The sequence below is a fragment of the Actinoplanes sp. NPDC051343 genome (assembly GCF_044455125.1).
In the GTDB taxonomy this organism is placed as follows: domain Bacteria; phylum Actinomycetota; class Actinomycetes; order Mycobacteriales; family Micromonosporaceae; genus Actinoplanes.
Genome location: NZ_JBITEL010000001.1, coordinates 864,223 through 882,333 on the forward strand (window position 1 = coordinate 864,223; position 18,111 = coordinate 882,333).

Sequence of the window (18,111 nt, forward strand, 5' to 3'; positions counted from 1 at the left end):
CCCCGTTGCTGGCCGGTGCATGCGGAAGGCCGATGTAGACACCCGGCCTGACACTTGTTGACCGGCTTTTAGCTGAGTCCGAAGGTTACCTACCGCCCTCTCGGAACGTCAATGACTTTCGATATAAGGATCTAGGACACTTGTAATTTCTTGACTGGATTCGAGCCGTGGTGGAAAGTTCCTGTCGTGCCGCGTGAAACGAACCGAACTGCCGACACCCCGCTCTGGGTCATCGCTCCGACCGAGGAACGCAACCCGGACACGCTCGACATCGACCTGGTCGGCACGCTCGACATGCTCCGGATGATCAGCGACGAGGACGCCAAGGTGCCGGCCGCCGTGCACGCGGTCCTCCCCGCCCTGGCCGTGGCGGTCGATCTCGCCACCCAGTCGCTCAAGGACGGCCACCGGGTCCACTACTTCGGCGCCGGCACGTCCGGCCGGGTCGCGGTCATGGACGCGGCCGAACTGATCCCGACCTACAACATCGACCCGCTCTGGGTCACCGCCCACCAGGCCGGCGGGGCCGAGGCGGTGCAACGCTCGGTCGAGAACGTCGAGGACCATGCGGCGAACGGCGCCGCCGAGGGCGGCGCACTCGAGGCGGGAGACGTCGCGGTCGGCCTCACGGCCAGCGGGCGCACGCCGTACGTCACGGGTGCTCTCGCCGCGGCAAGGGCGACCGGCGCGCGTACCGTATTGATATCTGCCAATCCCAGCGCGACGTTCGGCAGCGAGGTCGACGTGCACGTCGCCGTGGCGACCGGCCCGGAGGCCGTCGCCGGATCGACCCGGATGAAGGCCGGCACCGCACAGAAGATGCTGCTCAACGCCTTCTCCACCGCGCTCATGGTGCGGATGGGCCGCACCTACTCCAATCTGATGGTGGCGCTCGACCCGCGCAACGCGAAGCTCCGCGGCCGCGTGGTGCGGATCCTGGCCGAGGCGACCGGCCTCGACCCGCAGGTCTGCGCCGACGCCGCGGAACGGGCCGGCGGCGACTGCCGGATCGCCATGGTTTCCCTGCTCGCCGACGTTCCCGTCGACACGGCGAAGCAGGCGTTGGAGCAGGCGGCGGGCGGAGTCCGGGAGGCACTGGCGATAGCCGGGCTCGACAGAGACTGACGCGAAGGGGACGCCATATGAGAGCGCGCAACGGTTTCGCGGCCCTCGCGGTCGCGGCCTTGATGGCCGGCACCGCCGCCTGCACCGCGACGGGTTCCTCGAACGGCAGCGGCGGTGACGTCAGCCTGTCGGTCTGGTCGTGGCGGCCCGAGGATGCCGCCCTCTACAAGCAGATCTTCACCGAGTTCCACCAGTCGCACCCGCACATCACGGTCGACTTCAAGCCCTACAAGCCCACCGAGTACAACACGATTCTCTCCACCGGCCTGACGCAGGCCGGCGGACCCGACGTGATGCAGCTCCGAACGTACGGCCTGCTGCAGCCCCTGGTCCAAGCCGGCGACCTGACACCGCTCGACGGCCACGTGGCCGGACTGTCCAACTTCGACGTCACGGCGCTGAACGGCGCGCGCGGCAAGAAGGACGGGAAGGTCTACGGCGTACCGCTCGAGGTGTCGACCTTCCAGGTCTACTACAACAAGGCCATCTTCGCGAAGTACCAGCTGCAGCCGCCGACCACGTGGGATCAGATGATCGCGGCGGCCCGGGTTCTGCAGAATGCGAAGGTGACGCCGTTCGCCGCGGCCGGCAAGGACTCCTGGCTGCTGCCACTCTACAAGGACGCCTTCGCCGCAACCCGTTACGGCGGACCGGATTTCGAGAAGAAGGTGCTGGCCGGGCAGGCGAAGTTCACCGATTCGTCCTATGTGGCCGCACTGGACGTGCTGCGTCAGCTCAAGCCGTACTTCCCCAAGGATCAGATGGGCCTGGGCGAGACCGACGTGCAGACGCTGTTCGCGACCGGCAAGGCGGCGATGATTCCCGAGGGTTCGTTCGCGCTCGCCCCGATCAAGTCGATCAACCCCGACCTCGACCTGGGCGTCTTCAACGTTCCCCCGGCACCCGGCGCGGTGGTGAACAAGCCGCTGCAGGTCGGCTGGGTCGACGCCTCGTACGGCCTCAACGCCAAGTCGGCCCATCAGAAGGAAGCCCTGGAACTGCTGCAGTGGATGACCACCCCCGACTTCGGGAAACTGGTCGCCGACAAGCTCAAGCAGGTCTCGCTGGTCAAGGGCGTGCAGTCGAGCGACCCGCTGCTCGGGCAGATGGTCTCCGCCTACCGCACCGATCCGACGCCCTACCTGATGCTTGTCGACTTCCGCTACGGCACCCCGCTCGGCAGCGACCTCGAGGCGGCCGGCCTGCAGAAGCTGCTGCTCGGCCAGCAGAGCGCGACCCAGGTCGCGACCGACATCCAGACCGGCATCTCCCAGTGGTTCAAGCCGTAATGCGGTGGCGCAAGATCATCTGGTTCCTGCTCCCCGCGTTTCTGCTCTACACGATTTTCATGGTCTATCCGCTGGTGTCGGCGCTGGCCGACAGCCTCTGGCGATGGGAGGGCACCGCCCGCCGCGACTTCGCCGGCACCGGCAACTTCTCGAGCCTGTTCGACACGTTCCCGCTCAACCACCAGCTGTGGCCGGCGTTCTGGCACACCATGGTGTTCTTCGCCGGCACGATGGTCGTGCAGAACACCTTCGGGCTGCTCGTCGCCGTGCTGCTGTTCGAACTTCCGGTGGCCCGCCGGTTCCTGCGCACCGTCTACACCGTGCCCTACCTGATCGGCGGGCTGGTCGTCGGCTATCTGTGGAGCCTGCTGCTCAGCCCGGTCTTCGGGCCGGTGAACGCCCTCCTCCACGGCGTCGGGCTCGACTCGCTGGCCCGGCCCTGGCTCGGTGACCCGGCGACCGCGCTGCCGGTGGTCGTGCTGGTCAACGCCTGGCAGTACGTCGGGTTCCCGGTGCTGCTGTTCGGCGCCGCGCTGGCCGGGCTCCCGCCCGAATATTCGGAGGCGGCCCGGGTCGACGGCGCGGGCGCGTGGCACCGGTTCCGGAAGGTGACGCTGCCGCTGCTGCTGCCGTCGATCGGCGTGGTCTCGATCCTCACGTTCATCGGCTCGATGAACACGTTCGAGCTCGTCTATTCGCTCGAAGGGGCCCAGGGCAACCAGCCGACCGGCCCCGGCGGCGCCACCGACGTGCTCGGGCTCATCTTCTATCGGGTCGCCTTCCAGGAGGGCGGCGTCAACGCGATCGGCCAGTCGTCGGCCCTGGCCGTGCTGCTGTTCCTCGTCACCTTCGGCATCGCGGTCATCGCCAACCGGATCGTCCGCCGGCGCGAGGCGGTCCTGTCATGAAGACCCAGGTGGTGCGGCTGGGCGGTTACCTCCTGCTGTGGGGGTACGCGGCGGCGGCGCTGATCCCCCTGATCATCATGCTGCTGGACTCGCTCCGCCCGAATCGTGAGGTGCTGTCGCACCCGCTGGCGCTGCCGTCGTCGCTCGACTTCTCCAGCTATTCGACCGCGTGGACGCAGGCGTCGTTCGGCACCTACGCCCAGAACTCGGCCATGGTGACGATCGGGGCGGTGGCGCTCGATGTGGTTGTCTCGCTGCCCGCGGCGTACGTGCTCGGCCGTTATCAGTTCCGCGGCAGCGGAACCCTCATCGCCTTCTTCCTGGCCGGCCTGATGCTGCCGGTCCGCCTCGGCATCGTGCCGATCTTCTATCTGATGGGAAGCCTGGGCCTGACCGACTCCCGGCTCGGGCTGGTGCTGATCTACGCGGCGAGCGGCATCCCGTTCTCGATCTTCATCCTGTCGGCCTTCTTCCGCACGCTGCCCCGCGAGCTGGAGGAGGCCGCCCGCATCGACGGCGCGGGCGACTTCCGGATCTTCGCGCGCGTCATGGTCCCGCTGGTCAAACCGGCGATCGCGACCGTGGTGGTGTTCCGCTTCGTGCCCCTGTGGAACGACTTCTTCTTCCCGCTCGTGCTCCTGCGCACGACCGACCGCTACACCCTGCCGGTCGGCCTGACCCAGTTCTTCGGCGAGTTCCAGACCAACTGGTCGGCCCTGTTCGCCGGCCTGGTCATCGCCACCGTCCCCCTCATCGTCCTGTTCCTGGTCGCCACCAAGCAGATCGTCCAGGGCCTGACCGCCGGCATGGGCCGCTAGGACTATTCGGGTATGGCGAGCAGCACCCGTTCGCGCGTGCCCGCATCGACGCGATCGTGCGCCTCGGCCGCCCGCTCCAAGGGCAGCGGAGCACCGATGCGGACGGACAACGCGCCGTCGCGGGCCGCGGTTGTCAGGTCGGTCGCCGCCTGCTGCCGGGCCTCGGCCGGGAAGTCGTCGCTGCCGATCAGCCGGATCGTGACATTGCTGAACAGCATCGGCCAGAACGGAAAGTCCGGCCGGTCGGCGCGGGTGGCGTACGCGGTGATGACGGCCCCGTTCCCGGCCACCGCGGCGTCGAGGTCGACGTTGTCGGAGAACGAGACCTCGACGATGCGATCCACACCCTCCGGCGCGTGAGCGCGGATCGCCGCCGCCGGATCGGCATCGTCCAACGCGACCACCGGCGCGCCGGGAACCGTCACCTGACTCAGGTCGCCTTGCCGGCGCACGGTGGCTATAACGTGCGCCCCACCCCAGACCGCCAGCTGTGCTGCCAGGGCACCGACTCCGCCGAGAGCCCCGTGCACCAGCACCGTCCGGCCAGTGACCGGCCCGTCCGCGAACACCGCGCGGTGCGCGGTGATGCCCGGAATGCCGAGCGACGCCCCGAGGTCGTCGCTCACCTCGTCCGGCAGATCCACGGCCTGCCCGCTGGGCACCACCGTCATCTGCGCGGCGGTCCCGAACGGCCGGTACGACTGGGCGCCGAACACCCAGACCCGCCGCCCGGCCCGGCCCGGGTCGACGCCCGCGCCGACCGCATCGATCACCCCGGCGCCGTCGCTGTGCGGGATGACCCGCGGGTACGGCATCCCGTAACCGGCCCAGTCCGCGCGCTTCTTCGTGTCGCCCGGATTGATCCCGGACCGGGACAACCGCACCCGGACCTCACCGGCGCCCGGCGTCGGATCGGGCATCTCGCCGACCTGAAGGACATCGGCCGCACGACCCGGACGTTCGTACCACACCGCACGCATCGATCCCCCGATCCCGAGCCTGCGCCCACTCTAGGCAACGCGGCGTACGGGTGGCAGGGTCGGGCTATCCGATGCGACCGGGGGTAGCTGTGCTGGACGCCGACGACCCGTACCTCTGGCTGGAAGACCTCGACTCCCCCGACGCCCGGCGGTGGGTCGCCGACCGCAACGACGAGGCGCTGGCCGCGGTCGCCGGCGACGGATTCGCCGCCCTGAAGGGCGCGATCCGCGAGGTTCTCGACAGCAAGGACCGCATTCCCTATCCCGGCTGGCGCGGCGACGGCTTCTACTACGACTTCTGGACCGACGCCGACCATCCGCGCGGGCTGTGGCGGCGCACCACCCGGGAGCAGTACCGCCGCGACGACCCCGAGTGGGACGTGCTGCTCGACGTCGACGCGCTCAACAAGACCGAATCGGAGAGCTGGACCTGGGGCGGCGTGACCGTTCTGCGGCCGGTCTACGACCGCTGCCTGATCAGCCTCTCCCGGGGCGGGGCCGACGCGGTGGAGGTCCGCGAGTTCGACCTCACCACCCGTGCGTTCGTGCCGGACGGCTTCGCCCTGCCCGAGGCGAAAAGCCGGGTCGGCTGGATCGACTCCGATCACATCTTCGTCGGCACCGACTTCGGGCCCGGCTCGCTGACCTCCTCCGGCTACCCGCGCGTGGTCAAGCGGTGGCGGCGCGGCACCCCGTTGTCCGAGGCGGAGTTCGTCTTCGAAGGCGACGCCGACGACGTCTCGGTCGGTGCCGACCACGACGCGACGGTCGGATACGAGCGCGACTTCGTCGTGCGGTTCCTCGACATCTTCCGCTCGGAGCAATACCTGCTGGCGCCGGGCGGCGGGCGCACACCGATCGACGTCCCGGCGGACGCCGACTGGAACGTGCACCGCGACTGGCTGCTGATCCGCACCCGGTCGCCGTGGACGGTCGGCGACCTGACCTACCCGGCCGGGGCCCTGCTGGTCGCCGACGTCGGCTCCTACCTGGCCGGCGGCCGGGATCTCACCGTGCTGTTCCAGCCGGACGACCACACCTCGCTCACGTCCTGGTCGTGGACGCGCCATCACCTGCTGCTGGCCACGATGACCGACGTCCGGACCTCTGTGCAGATCCTCACGCCGGGGGCGGCGGGCTGGGGCACGCGGCCGATGCCCCGCCAGGCCGCGTTCACCGACACCGAAATCGTCGACACCGACCCCGACAACGGTGACGCGTACCTGATCTCGTCGCAGGGCTTCCTCGAGCCGGCCGCACTGAGCCTGGGCGACGTCGGCGGCGACCTCACCGTCCTCAAGCGGGAACCGGCGTTCTTCGGCGCCGACGACATGGAGGTACGCCAGTTCTTCGCCGTGTCCGACGACGGCACGCGGGTGCCCTACTTCGTCGTCGGCGGCGACGGTCCCGGGCCGGCACTGCTCACCGGCTACGGCGGCTTCGAGGTCGCGCTGACCCCGTTCTACAGCGGCGTCATCGGCCGCGGCTGGCTGGCCCGCGGCGGCACCTACGTCGTGGCGAACATCCGCGGCGGCGGCGAGTACGGCCCGGCGTGGCACCGGGCCGCGCGACGGGAGAACCGGCCCCGGGCGTTCGAGGACTTCGCGGCGGTCGCCGCCGACCTGGTGGCGCGGGGCATCACCACCCCGCCGCAACTGGGCATCAGCGGCGCCAGCAACGGCGGCCTGTTGATGGGCGTGATGCTTACCCGCTTTCCGGCCCTGTTCGGCGCCGTCGTCGCCTCGGTGCCGCTGCTGGACATGCGCCGCTACACCCGGTTGCTGGCCGGCCGCTCATGGATCGCCGAGTACGGCGACCCCGACGATCCCGGCGACTGGGCCTTCCTGAGCGAGTTCTCGCCGTACCAGAACGTCGTTCCCGGCCGGCCCTACCCGCCCGTCCTCCTCATCAGCTCGACCCGCGACGACCGCGTGCACCCGGGCCACGCCCGCAAGATGACGGCCCGGCTACGCGAGTCCGGCTACGACGTCACCTACTACGAGAACGTCGAGGGCGGGCACGGCGGCGCGGCCGACAACGACCAGGCCGCCACCGTCTCCGCTCTCACCCTCGACTTCCTCCGGCGGCGGCTCGCTCACTCGTCGGGGTTCTCCAGCTGAAAGAAGTTGCTCCGCTCGCCGCCGATGCGCCGTTCCTGGTAGATGAAGTTGAGGCGCCGCTGGTCGAACGCCTCGAACCATTCCGCCCAGCTCACCTCGACGAGCCGGTCGTCGGTGGAGTAACCCGGGAAGTCGAGTCGCAGGACGCCGAGGTGGCCGTCGTGCTGGGTGCCGGCGATGGTGGAAGGCACTGCCCGGCGGCTCTTGGCCCACTTCCGGATGACCTCGTGATCGGTGGTGACGAGGCTGCGGCCGTCCCGCTCCGGCCGCTCGGCGGTCGACCTGATCTCCTGCGAGTAGTCGACGGACTTCGAGGTGTGCTTACCGGTCCGTTTGCCGCCGGACGTTTTCGCGGCCTTGGTGGTCTTCGCAGCCTTGGTGGTCTTAGCAGCCTTGGTGGTCTTCGCAGCCTTGGTGGTCTTCGCGGCCTCGGTGGTCTTCGCAGCCTCGGTGGTCTTCGCGGCCTTCGTCGTCTTCGCGGCCTTGGTCGCCTTCAGCTCGGCCTTGATGAACCGCTCGACGAGTTCCGCCTTCTTCATGTCGGCGGTGCCCTTGACCCCGCGCCGGACAAGCCGGGTGCGCAGCTCGTCCGCCTTCATCCGGGCGATCTTGCTCTCGCTGACCTCGGGGGTGTCCGGGGTGTCGTTGTGGCCGGTCGGATTCTTCCGACCGTTCCTGGCCGACCGCACCTCCGCCTTGATCAGTTTCTTGACCAGCTCCGGCTTCTTGACGTCCTCGGTGCCCTTGACGCCCCGCTTGCTCAGCTCGCGGCGCAGCTCACCGACCTTCATCCGGGCGATCTTGCTCTCGCTGACCTCGGGCGTGTTCGGAGTGTCGTTATGGCTGGTTCTGGTGGCAGCCACGCCACTTCACCTCGCATTCATCGGGGTTTCGTCCCTCGCACCTCTGCTACCCGCCTGGCCCCGGCCGACACAATTGTGACCGGGGTCACTCTCGATCGTGATCCGGCGAGGGGTCCCGTGCCGTCTGACGGGGTGTGATGGACGACGAGCAGCTGCTACGGCACGTGGCGCGGGCCGACCGGGCCGCGTTCGACGAGCTGTACCGGCGGACCTCGCCCTGGCTCGCGGTGCGGCTGCGCCGCCGCTGTTCCGACGACGGGCTGGTCGCGGAGGTTCTGCAGGACACCTACCTCGCGGTCTGGCGGGCCGCCGGCTCCTTCGCCGGCGTCGACGGGACGGCCGCGGGCTGGCTCTGGACCATCGCGGCACGCCGGCTCGTCGATGCCTTGCGCCATCGGGCGCGACGGCCGGAGGTGCCGGCCGAAGTCCTTCCCGTACGCAGCGTCGCCGCGGCCGAGGACGAGGCGCTCGCCGGAACCGTGGGCGACGAGGTCGGGGCGGCGCTGTCACAGCTGGCACCGGAACTGCGCGAGGTGCTGCGCGCGATGGTCCTCGACGGGCTCACCGTCCGCGAGACGTCCGTCCTGCTCGGGTTGCCGGAAGGCACCGTGAAAAGCCGGGCGCGTCGCGCCCGCAGTGCGCTCCGGGAGGCGCTGTCGTGACCAGTCATGCTTCGGCCGCCTCGCTCGCGGCCTACGCGGCCGGCGATCCGGCCCTCGACGACGCCGGCGCGTGGGCGGTGGAGGCCCACCTCGAAGGGTGCGCCGAGTGCCGCTCCCGGCTGGTCGGGCTGCCCGGTCCCGGGTTGCCTGAGTTGCTGGAGGACGTGCAGGTTCGCATCGACCGCGGCGTACGCAACGGGCCGCAACCAACCCGGAAGCGTGCCTGGCGTCGCCGGGCGCACCGATGGTCGGCGTGGGCCTTCCTTCCCTGGGCCGCGCTGACCGTCGTGGCCGTGTTCACCGCCTTCCTGCTCGATCGGAACTTCCCGGAACGGCCGTCGCTGGTGCTGCTGCTCGCCCCGGTGGCACCGCTGGGTGGCCTGGCCGCGGCGTGGTCGCGGCGCAGCGACCCGGCCTGGGAAATCATTGCCGGCACCGCCCGGGCCGGCATCGAACTGCTGTTGCGCCGCACGCTGGTCGTGCTCGCGACGGTGATCCCCCCACTGGCCCTGACCGGTTGGTACCTCGGGAAGTCGCCCGCCCTGTGGCTGCTCCCCTGCCTGACCTTCACCGCGACGACTCTGCTGCTCGGCGGCTGGATCGGGGTCGCCCGTGCGGCCGCGATCCTGAGCGGCGCCTGGCTGGTCGTGGTGGCCGCACCGGCGGTTGTCACCGAAAGCCTGCCGGTGCTGATCCGCCCGGCCGGCGTACCGGGCTGGCTCGCCGCCGCGGCGATCCTCACCGTGCTCACGGTGCTGCGCGCCGTCTTCCTACAATCCGCAAAGGAGAACCGATGATCCGCGCGGTCAGCGCCGAAGAGGTTTCCCCCACGCTGCACGCCTGGGACGTCGAAGCGGCCGGCCTGCGGGTCAAGGCCGGTCGGCACCTGGCCGTGGACGGTCTCGACCTGCGGCTCGGCACCGGCGTGCACGGCTTGCTCGGCCCGAACGGCGCCGGCAAGACCACCCTGATGCGGGCCCTGTCGACGGTGGTCCGGCCGAACGGCGGACGGCTGGCGCTGCTCGGCCTCGACGCCGCCGACCGCCGGGGCCTTCGGGGGCTGCGCCGGCGGCTCGGCTATCTGCCCCAGCACTTCGGGTTCTACCCCCGGTTCACGGTCCGCGAGTACGTCGAATACCTGGCCTGGCTGCGGGAGATGCCGGCGTCGTCGATCCCGGGCGCGGTGCAACGGGCCATCGAGCGGGTCGGCCTGACCGACCGGGCCGACTCGCGGCTCAAGTCGCTGTCCGGCGGCATGCTGCGCCGGGCCGGGATCGCCCAGGCGATCGTCAACGACCCGGCCCTCCTGCTGCTCGACGAGCCGACGGTCGGGCTCGACCCGGAGCAGCGGGTCGAGTTCCGTTCCCTGCTGCGCGGACTCGGCACCGACAGCTGCGTCGTCGTCTCGACCCACCTGGTCGAGGACGTGGTGGCGGCCTGCACCGACGTCGTGCTGATCGACAAGGGGAGACTGGTCTTCCAGGGCGTGCCGGACGACCTGACCCGGCTCGGCGAGCCGGGCGGGGTGGGCGACAGCCCGGCCGAACGCGGCTACACCTCGCTGCTCAGCCGGCACCGGAGCACGTCATGATGCGGATCGCGTGGATCGAGCTGCGCCGCTCCAACGCCCGCTTGGTCGGCCTCCTGATCGTGGTCCTCACCGGGGTCGCGCTGCTCACCGACGTCCACTACTGGGACACCCAGTGGACGCGGCTGGCCAACTATCACGCCAGCGCGGTGTTCGTGCTGCTGCCGATCGCGCTGGCGGGCGGGGCGATGCTCGGGCGGCGGGAACGGCGTACGCGGGCCGACGAACTGCTCGGCAGCACCGGCCGGCCGCGCTGGCAGCGGATCACCCCGGCGATGGCCGCGATGGCCGTCGCGGTGGTCCTCGCCCACCTGTTCGTCTTCGCGGCCGGCGGCGTCCTGGTCGCCCGCATGACCGATTACACCAGCGTGCGGTCGATGATCGTGCCGGTGGCCGACAGCGTGATCCTGGTCGGCGGAGCGTGGCTCGGCTTCGCGGCCGGGCGCTCGTGGACGTCCCCGCTCCTGCCGCCGGCGCTGGCCGCGACCGGCCTGCTCGGACAGCTGGGCCTCTCGCTGGCCGAGGCGCCCGGCCAGATGTCCCGGCTCGACAACCTGATCCTGGTGCCCCAGCCGCCGATCTACGACTGGGAGACCGTCACGGGCCGGGCGATCCTGGGCCACCTCGCGCTGGGCGCCGGCCTGGCCACCGCGGGCTTCCTGCTCGCCGCCGCCCGCCGCTGGCCCGCCCGCATCGTGGCCGTCCCGGTGGTGGTCGGCGCGATCCTGGCCGCCGCCCTCATCCCCGGCGTCGGCCAGGCCGGCCGCTACCGGGTCGACCACGCAGCCCAGCGGCTCGTGTGCAGCGGCCGGGTGTGCGTGACCGCGGTCCATCAGACCTCACTCACCACGATCGTCCCGCAGGCCGGCCGCGCCCTGACGCTGCTCGCCAAGCTCCCCGGTGCGCCGACGAAGGCCGTCGAGTGGCGAGCCGCGACCGTCTACATCCCCGGTGAGGCCGACCCGTCGGCGGTGCCGGTCGGGCCGGGGACGATCGCGTTCACTCTCGACCAGGAAACCGGGCAGCCCGGCCGGCACCTGGTCGAAGACCTCGTCTGGGGAGCCGGCGCCCCGCAGGAGCGGTGCGAGCACGCCGACGAGGTCGGTCTCGCGGCGGCCGGCGCATGGCTGCTCGGCACCGACACCATCACCACCGACGACCTGGTGCCGGAAGCCACCTTCGACACCCAGGTCCGCGACACCGTCCAGGCGCTGCGCCGTGCCCCCGCAGCCGAGCAGACCCGGCGGGTGACCGCCCTGCGCGACGCGGCCACCGCCTGCAAGCCCGGCCTGACGTCGATCCTGACCGGGAAGGACCACGGGTGACCGGCTGGCTTCCGCTCTACCTGCGCTCGCGGCGGCTGCCCGCCGCGCTCGGCACCTCCCTCGCCGCGGTGGTCGTCACCTGGGCCGCATGGTCGGCGACGACCGACCGGCGGGAGGTCAACCAGTCGCTCATGGTGCTGACCGTCGTGCTGGCCCTGGCGCCGCTGATCCCCACCCTCTCGAGCGACGACGACGCCCTGGAGTCGACGGCGGCCCTGCGGTGGCCGCCGCGCCGGGCCCTGCACCTGATCGCGTGCTTCGCGGCCGTCGCGGTGGCACTCGTAGTCACCCGCGCGACCGGCGCCCGGTTCGGGCCGGCCTGGGAGATCGTCCGCGACAGCGCCGGGCTGACCGGGCTGATCGGCCTGTCGGCGGCACTGCTCGGCACCCGCATCGCCTGGGCGCCGCCGATCGGATGGGCGGCGATCCAGGTCCTCTTCGGCGTTCCGGCGGGCGATGCCGTGCTGTTCTGGCTGCTCCAACCGGCCACCAGCCGCCCGGCGGCCCTGACCGCCGCCGTGCTGTTCGCCGGCGGGGTCGTGGCGTACGCCCGGCGGCCGGGGCCCTCGAAGAACCCGGCCGAGGCGACAATGAGCCAATGACCGACAGCGACGCCCGCACCCGGGCTGCCATCGAGGAACACTGGCAGGCCTCCGAGAGCGGCGACATCGAGACCGAGCACGCCATCTACGCCGACGACGCGATCCTCGACTACCCGCAGTCGGGCGAACGTTTCCTGGGCCGCGAGCGCATCGCGGCCCAGCGCGGCGGCCACCCGGCCGACCGGCACTTCACGGTCAAACGGATCACCGGCCGCGACGACCTGTGGGTGAGCGAATGCATCATCACCTACGACGGCGCGCCCACCCACTCGGTGAGCATCATGGAGTTCACCCACGAGCGGGTGGTGCACGAGACGCAGTACTTCGCCGACCCGTTCGAGCCGGCCCCGTCGAGGGCCGCGCTCGCGTCGCCGATCCCCTAGGACTTACCCCACCCGTGGAACTTCGAGAAGTCGCCGGACTCCCAGGCCTCACGCAGGCCCGGCGTGCTCAGATCCCAGTCGGTGCGGGCCTCGGCGCTCGCCTCCCGCAGGTCACGCCACAGGTCATAGACCGACGGCCGCCCCCAGAACCAATAGCCGTTGTAAATGCTGTGCACGACCAGCCCCGGCTTGAGCACCAGCGTGTGCGGCACCATGGGGTTGTTGTCCGGGTCGGTGTACTCCTGGATGTCGAGGTCCTGCTGCACGACGCGGCCGGGGTCGGACAGGAACGGCCACTGGGCGCCCACCGACAGCCGGAACTCCTGGGTCGTGTGGTGGTCGTCGGTCGAGATGGTGACGATCGACGTGTAGGCCACGGCGACCTTCGGCTGCAGCACCGTGGCCATCTCCAGGTGCTGCATGTGCTCCTTGGGGCAGTAGTGCCCGCGCGCCAGGGTCACAATCATCGGGTCATCGCCCTGCAGCTCACTGAGCCGGCGGACGGTGTCGGTGTGGTCGGGCAGGGCATAGTCGGGAAAGACCGCCCCCGGAACGATGTCGGAACGCATGGTCCCACTCTGACCCGGCTCGGCGGGCGCTCGCGCCCGTGGAACTCCCGGGCACAGCGCGATCCGGCTCCCGGCGACCGCCACCGCGACGAGGAACGGCCGAGCCAGGCGGCGAGCGACGGGATGCTGCGTTCAAGGCCAGGGCGAACAGAAAGATCGGCATAGTGCTGACGATCGGGCCGGTGGCCTCGACGCCCAGCAGCCCGTCGGAGCCGAGGCGCGTCCCTCCGGGAGACGGCCGAGCGGGGTCGGCTCCTCCACCTCGGCCGGATCCCCGAGTCGCTAGGCCCGGACGTGCTGCCTCAGGAACAGGGCCGCCCGGTCGAGCGCCGCGTCGGCCTCGTCGAGCACCCCGGCGTATGACTGGAAGACGTGCGGCACGTCGGCCGTGATGTCGAGGATGACGTCGACGCCGGCTTCCCGGGCTCACCTGGCGAATCGAGTTGAGTCGTCGAGCAGGACCTCGTTGGTGCCGCCCTGCAGGAGGATGGGTGGGAATCCGGTCAGGTCGGCGCGGCTTGCCGGGCTCAGCATCGGCCGCAGGTGGTGACGGTGAGGCCGCCGCCGGCCGAGTCGCCGGCGAACGGCACCGACCGGGGGTCGACCTCGTCGGCCAGCAATGCCCGGTAGGCAGCGACCGTGTCCTCGATCGCCGCCGGGAACGGATGCTCGGGCGCGAGCCGGTAGTCGACCGAGATCGCCCGCATTCCGGTGCGGATGACCAGGTTGGCGGTGAGCGACAGCGCGGTTTCGGGCGAGCCGATCACGTTCCGCCGCGTTCGCCATCGGCATCGGGGCGGCCGGCAAGGGCGTCGACCGCGTCGAGCAGCGCGGCTGGGTCGCCCGGCAGGCCAACCCGGCCGACCGCCGCTCGTCGCTGCTCGTGCTCACCGCCGACGGGGAAAGGCTGACCGGCGCGGCCGAGAAAACCCTCGACGACCTGCTCGGACAGCTCGTCGGCGAGGAGGTCGGCGAGGCCGTGCCGCGATTCCTCGCGACCCTGCGCGCGGCCCTGGAAGCCGATCAGGTCGGCATGCCGACGGGTTGAGCCGCCCGATTGGTTGACCGAAGTGAAGAACTCCACGCTCCGCAACTTTTGGCCCTCCTCGACGCATCAGGACGAGTGAAGATCAATCGAGGTTGAGGACGGGCGCGTGAAGAGAATCCGGGTGGCCGCGGCGGCCGCGGCGCTGATGATCCTCGCCGGCTGCTCCGGCGGGACGAGCTCACCGCGTACGGAAAGCCAGGCCGCAGCCGGCAACTGGGCCCAGCCCTCGGCCTCGGGCCCGCCGGCGTCGCCGCAGGCAACCGCCCAGGCGGCCGCCTTGGCGGCCCTGCCGGAAGCGCTGCGCAACCGGGTCCCCAAGTTCGGCCCGCCGCCCGCCCCGACCAAGGTGACGCTGCCCGGCGGCGGCGGTGCCGGGTGGTTCAGCGCCATCCCGACCAACGAGAAGATCGCGTTCATCACGATCGACGACGGCTGGTCGAAGGACCCGATGGCGCTCAAGCTGTTCCAGGCCGCGAACGTGCCGATCACGCTGTTCCTCGAGGTCAACGCCATCAAGGACGACCCCAACTACTTCAAGCCGTTGCGCGACCTGCCGGGTGTGACGATCGAGGACCACACCATCAGCCACCCCAACCTCAAGGGCCGCTCCTACGACTTCCAGAAGCACGAGATCTGCGGGGGCGCCGACAAGCTGGAGCAGTACTACGGGAAGCGGCCGACGCTGTTCCGGCCGCCGGGCGGCACGCACGACGCGACCACGCTCAAGGTGGTGCACGACTGCGGGATGAAGGCGGCGTTCTACTGGCATGAAACGACCGACCACGGCGTCGTCTTCTACCAGAGCGTGCACAAGGTTCAGCCGGGCGACATCATCCTCATGCACTTCCGGCCGCGCTTCGTCGACGACTTCCTGGCCGTGCTCAAGGCGATCCACAAGGCGGGTCTGACGCCGGCGCGCCTGGAGGACTACATTCCTTAGTCCGGGCGGTGGCCGGCGCCGACCATCTCGAAACCGGACCGGTTCGTGGTTCCCCGGACCGCTTCGCGGCCGCGCCCGGCACCGAGCGCGCCGGCCACCTGCCACAACGCGAGGATCTGCCGGTAGCCGAAGTTCTCCAGCGCGGCCGCCCCGACCCCGCGCAGGATGTCCGTCCATCGCGGACCGCGATGGACGAAGAGGGCGGTCAGACTGACCAGCAGGCCATAGCCGTACGCGACGAGCACGAACCGCCACCCGAAGGCCGCGTCGACCGCCGACGCCCACAGGCCGAGCGGGAGCAGGATCAGGGCGGCCAGCTCGACGAACGGCGCCAGCAGCTCGAAGATCAGGTAGTAGGGCAGGGCCACCATCCCGACCCGCCCGTAGCGAGGGCGGAATATCATGCCCCGGTGCCTGCCGAGGATCTCGGCGATGCCCCGGTGCCGGCGGCGGCGCTGCCGGCCGAGCGCCCTCATCGACGACGGGGCCTCGCTCCAGCCGACCGGCTCGGCGACGAACACGGTGCGGTAGTCCTCGCCCCGCTCGCGCAGGTGGCGGTGCAGCCGGACCATCAGTTCGGCGTCCTCGCCCACGGTCTGCGGGTCCATCCCACCGACCCGCACCACCAAATCGCGCCGGAACACCCGCAACGCCCCGCTGATCACGACCGGGCCGCCGGCCCGCGACCAGCCGGTGCGGCTCATCAGGAAGGCCCGGAGGTACTCGACGACCTGGATGCGGGCCGGCCAGCCGCGCGGCATCCGTACGTCCACCACCCGGCCACCCACCACCCGGCAGCCGTTCGCAATGCGCATCATGCCGCCGCAGGCGGCCACCCGCAGCGGGTCGTCGCCGATCGGCTTGGTCACCGACAGCAGGGCGTCCGGGTCGAGCAGCGCGTCCGCGTCGACCATGCAGATCAGCGGGTGCCGGGCCAGGTTGATGCCGACGTTGACGGCGTCCGCCCTGCCGCCGGCGGTCTTGCGGACCACGGTCAGCGTCTCCGGGTCGGCCCGCGCGACGAACACCGCGATCACCTCGGAGCGGTAGGGCACCTCCCCCGGCATCACCCGCGGCACCTCGACCAGGTCGAACTGCTCGCGCAGCCTCTCGAACGTGTCGTCGGTCGAGCCGTCGTCGACGACCACGACCTCGTACCGCGGATAGCGCAGCGCGGTCATCGCCAGCACCGCCGGCACGATCGCGGCGCCCTCGTCGCGGGCCGGGACGATGACCGACACCGGCGGCGTGAGCGGGCTGCGGAACATGTCGTCCGTCCCGGCGAACGCGGCCCGGCGCAGTTGCCTGGCAAAGCCGGCCGCCGCCGGCCCGATCAGCACCAGACAGCTGCTGTTCAGCGCCACGAAGTAGGCGAAGATCGCGATGTCGGAGCCGCGGAGCAGTTGCCGGACGAAGTCATGCACTGGCTATCGCCAATCCGATGTCGTGGACGGCCGCGGCGGCAAGCGCCTCCTCGCAGTGGCCGGCGGCCGTGCCGCCGGAGGGGCGGGTGTCCCGCAGAGCGTCCAGTCCGGGTCCTCCGAGCCGCCTCAGAGCGTGGGCCGCCTGGTGAGCGACCTGGAATTCCGGGTCGCCGAGCAGGGCGGTCAGGTAGGGCACCGCGTTCGGCGATCCGAGATCGCCGAGGGCCTGGGCGGCAGCGGCGCGCAGGGTCGCCGGCCGGGCCGGCTCCAGCGCATCGGTCAAGGGCTTCATTGCCGTACGCGTCCCCAACCGACCCAAATTCGCGGCGGCCGCCCGCCGCACTTCGAGCACCTCGTCGTCGCGCAGCACCCTCGCCATCCGGTGCACGGCCCCGGTCGCCCCGAGCAGGCCGAGCGCGTCCAGGCAGACCGCCCGCACCCGGGCCTGCGGGTGGTCGAGCGCGGCCGAGAGCACCACTTCCGCCTCGCGTCCGAGCTGCACCAGCGTTTGGGTGGCGAGCAGGGCCGGCACCGGGTCGGGCCGGTCGAGGCCGGCGATGATCCGCCAGGCGGCGGACGGCTCCCCGATCTTGCCGAGCGCGCGGACGGCGACCGCCCGCACCTCGTGGTCGCGGTCAGTGAGCAGCCGGCACAGCTCGGGCACCGCCTCGGTCAGCTCGAGGTCGCCGAGCAGCTGGGCCGCCCGGGCCCGTCGGACGGCGCTGCGGGCATGCAGGTCGGCCAGCGCCGCCCGGCCGGCACCGCGGTGCAGGAACACCGAAACCAGTGCGGCGTGCGCCTCCCCGCGCAGCTGGGCCAGCAGGTTGAGCGCGACCGGGAGCACCGCCCGCCAGGCGTCCGACGGGATGGCGATGAGGTCCTCGCTGCCTACCTCGCCGTTGTCGGCGAGGAAGGCGAGCAACGCCCGGCGGGGTCCGGCGCCGAGGGCGGCCAGCCTCCTCCTCCGTATGGTCCGCAGCCCGCGCACGACCACGATGGCGGCCGCGGCGAGAAGCTCCAGGGCGAGGACGTACAGCACGATCATGGACTGCCCGCCCGGGTCAGCACGTCCTCGACCCGGCGCACCAGCTCGCGCGGGCTGAACGGCTTGACGATGTAGTCGGTGGCACCGGCCGCGTAGCCCAGCTGGGCGTCGAGCCCCCGGGTGCGGGCGGTCAGCACGATGACCGGCAGGCGGGCGGTGCCCGGGTCGGCGCGCAGTTCGCGGAGTACCTCGAGGCCTTCGAGCCGGGGCATGCGCAGGTCGATCAGCACCAGGTCGGGACGCCGGCGGCGGATCGCGGCGAGCGCCTCGGCCCCGTCCGCGGTCTCGATCACGTCGAAGCCACTGCGGAGCAGCTTGGCCGAGACCAGGTGCCGGATGTCAGGATCGTCCTCGGCCAGGAGGACCGTGCTCATCCACTCCACCGCCTCGCGCCCTTGACGATACGAGAAATATATCCGTTT

General features: G+C 71.1%; 20 protein-coding genes. 12 read left to right on the plus strand and 8 right to left on the minus strand.

The annotated features are described in order from the left end of the window. Positions 1-186 precede the first annotated feature (186 nt). The 4 genes from ACIA5C_RS03745 to ACIA5C_RS03760 are packed head-to-tail and all read left to right on the plus strand — an operon-like array spanning position 187 to position 4,140. A complete protein-coding gene (locus ACIA5C_RS03745) occupies positions 187-1,125 on the plus strand; it encodes an N-acetylmuramic acid 6-phosphate etherase (RefSeq protein WP_396050885.1) in 939 nt (312 codons plus the stop codon). Positions 1,126-1,142: 17 nt separating this feature from the next. Further along, complete coding sequence (locus tag ACIA5C_RS03750; RefSeq protein ID WP_396050887.1) at positions 1,143-2,414, plus strand: ABC transporter substrate-binding protein; 1,272 nt, start codon at positions 1,143-1,145, stop codon at positions 2,412-2,414. Further along, on the plus strand, positions 2,399-3,322 hold the full coding sequence (locus ACIA5C_RS03755) for a carbohydrate ABC transporter permease (protein ID WP_396050889.1): 924 nt from the start codon (positions 2,399-2,401) through the stop codon (positions 3,320-3,322). The genes ACIA5C_RS03750 and ACIA5C_RS03755 overlap by 16 nt, the downstream gene beginning before the upstream one ends. Beyond that, entirely contained in the window at positions 3,319-4,140 is an 822-nt protein-coding gene (locus ACIA5C_RS03760; RefSeq protein ID WP_396050891.1) for a carbohydrate ABC transporter permease, read from the plus strand. Before ACIA5C_RS03755 ends, ACIA5C_RS03760 begins: the two co-directional genes overlap by 4 nt. A gap of 2 nt (positions 4,141-4,142) precedes the next feature. On the opposite strand, the gene ACIA5C_RS03765 is transcribed toward ACIA5C_RS03760, so the two are convergent. Further along, the gene (locus tag ACIA5C_RS03765; protein WP_396050894.1) at positions 4,143-5,120 is read right to left on the minus strand and encodes an NADPH:quinone reductase; all 978 of its coding nucleotides are present in this window, start codon (positions 5,118-5,120) and stop codon (positions 4,143-4,145) included. Positions 5,121-5,191: 71 nt separating this feature from the next. Here ACIA5C_RS03765 and ACIA5C_RS03770 point away from each other — a divergent pair, with 71 nt between their 5' ends. Then, the gene (locus tag ACIA5C_RS03770) at positions 5,192-7,240 is read left to right on the plus strand and encodes a prolyl oligopeptidase family protein (protein ID WP_396050896.1); all 2,049 of its coding nucleotides are present in this window, start codon (positions 5,192-5,194) and stop codon (positions 7,238-7,240) included. Here the strand turns inward: ACIA5C_RS03770 and ACIA5C_RS03775 are convergent. After that, complete coding sequence (locus ACIA5C_RS03775; RefSeq protein ID WP_396050898.1) at positions 7,216-8,103, minus strand: hypothetical protein; 888 nt, start codon at positions 8,101-8,103, stop codon at positions 7,216-7,218. The genes ACIA5C_RS03770 and ACIA5C_RS03775 overlap by 25 nt on opposite strands. 137 nt (positions 8,104-8,240) lie before the next feature. Here ACIA5C_RS03775 and ACIA5C_RS03780 point away from each other — a divergent pair, with 137 nt between their 5' ends. The 6 genes from ACIA5C_RS03780 to ACIA5C_RS03805 are packed head-to-tail and all read left to right on the plus strand — an operon-like array spanning position 8,241 to position 12,663. Beyond that, positions 8,241-8,765: an RNA polymerase sigma factor gene (locus ACIA5C_RS03780; RefSeq protein WP_396050900.1), complete on the plus strand. Its 525-nt coding sequence runs from the start codon at positions 8,241-8,243 to the stop codon at positions 8,763-8,765. After that, a complete protein-coding gene (locus tag ACIA5C_RS03785) occupies positions 8,762-9,562 on the plus strand; it encodes a zf-HC2 domain-containing protein (RefSeq protein WP_396050901.1) in 801 nt (266 codons plus the stop codon). The genes ACIA5C_RS03780 and ACIA5C_RS03785 overlap by 4 nt, the downstream gene beginning before the upstream one ends. Beyond that, positions 9,559-10,356 (plus strand): ATP-binding cassette domain-containing protein, encoded by a 798-nt coding sequence (locus ACIA5C_RS03790; RefSeq protein ID WP_396050903.1) that lies wholly within the window; start codon positions 9,559-9,561, stop codon positions 10,354-10,356. The genes ACIA5C_RS03785 and ACIA5C_RS03790 overlap by 4 nt, the downstream gene beginning before the upstream one ends. After that, complete coding sequence (locus tag ACIA5C_RS03795) at positions 10,353-11,678, plus strand: hypothetical protein (protein ID WP_396050904.1); 1,326 nt, start codon at positions 10,353-10,355, stop codon at positions 11,676-11,678. The genes ACIA5C_RS03790 and ACIA5C_RS03795 overlap by 4 nt, the downstream gene beginning before the upstream one ends. Further along, on the plus strand, positions 11,675-12,280 hold the full coding sequence (locus ACIA5C_RS03800) for a hypothetical protein (RefSeq protein WP_396050905.1): 606 nt from the start codon (positions 11,675-11,677) through the stop codon (positions 12,278-12,280). Before ACIA5C_RS03795 ends, ACIA5C_RS03800 begins: the two co-directional genes overlap by 4 nt. Beyond that, a complete protein-coding gene (locus tag ACIA5C_RS03805) occupies positions 12,277-12,663 on the plus strand; it encodes a nuclear transport factor 2 family protein (protein ID WP_396050907.1) in 387 nt (128 codons plus the stop codon). The genes ACIA5C_RS03800 and ACIA5C_RS03805 overlap by 4 nt, the downstream gene beginning before the upstream one ends. Here the strand turns inward: ACIA5C_RS03805 and ACIA5C_RS03810 are convergent. From ACIA5C_RS03810 to ACIA5C_RS03820, 3 genes are all read right to left on the minus strand, one after another. Then, on the minus strand, positions 12,660-13,232 hold the full coding sequence (locus ACIA5C_RS03810; protein ID WP_396050909.1) for a redoxin domain-containing protein: 573 nt from the start codon (positions 13,230-13,232) through the stop codon (positions 12,660-12,662). The two genes, ACIA5C_RS03805 and ACIA5C_RS03810, sit on opposite strands and share 4 nt — an antisense overlap. 527 nt (positions 13,233-13,759) lie before the next feature. After that, the gene (locus tag ACIA5C_RS03815; RefSeq protein ID WP_396050912.1) at positions 13,760-13,999 is read right to left on the minus strand and encodes an alpha/beta hydrolase fold domain-containing protein; all 240 of its coding nucleotides are present in this window, start codon (positions 13,997-13,999) and stop codon (positions 13,760-13,762) included. Then, positions 13,996-14,316 carry a hypothetical protein gene (locus tag ACIA5C_RS03820; RefSeq protein ID WP_396050914.1) on the minus strand — a complete coding sequence of 107 codons (321 nt, stop codon included), beginning with the start codon at positions 14,314-14,316 and terminating at the stop codon, positions 13,996-13,998. Before ACIA5C_RS03820 ends, ACIA5C_RS03815 begins: the two co-directional genes overlap by 4 nt. 70 nt (positions 14,317-14,386) lie before the next feature. Here ACIA5C_RS03820 and ACIA5C_RS03825 point away from each other — a divergent pair, with 70 nt between their 5' ends. Next, entirely contained in the window at positions 14,387-15,220 is an 834-nt protein-coding gene (locus ACIA5C_RS03825) for a polysaccharide deacetylase family protein (RefSeq protein WP_396050916.1), read from the plus strand. Here ACIA5C_RS03825 and ACIA5C_RS03830 read toward each other — a convergent pair. Genes ACIA5C_RS03830 through ACIA5C_RS03840 form a run of 3 tightly spaced genes read right to left on the minus strand, consistent with a single transcriptional unit; the run spans position 15,217 to position 18,063 of the window. Then, positions 15,217-16,644, minus strand: a complete 1,428-nt coding sequence (locus ACIA5C_RS03830) for a glycosyltransferase family 2 protein (protein WP_396050917.1) — start codon at positions 16,642-16,644, stop codon at positions 15,217-15,219. The two genes, ACIA5C_RS03825 and ACIA5C_RS03830, sit on opposite strands and share 4 nt — an antisense overlap. Beyond that, complete coding sequence (locus ACIA5C_RS03835) at positions 16,637-17,689, minus strand: HEAT repeat domain-containing protein (protein ID WP_396050918.1); 1,053 nt, start codon at positions 17,687-17,689, stop codon at positions 16,637-16,639. Before ACIA5C_RS03835 ends, ACIA5C_RS03830 begins: the two co-directional genes overlap by 8 nt. Next, positions 17,686-18,063 (minus strand): response regulator transcription factor, encoded by a 378-nt coding sequence (locus ACIA5C_RS03840; protein ID WP_396050920.1) that lies wholly within the window; start codon positions 18,061-18,063, stop codon positions 17,686-17,688. The genes ACIA5C_RS03835 and ACIA5C_RS03840 overlap by 4 nt, the downstream gene beginning before the upstream one ends. Positions 18,064-18,111 lie beyond the last annotated feature (48 nt).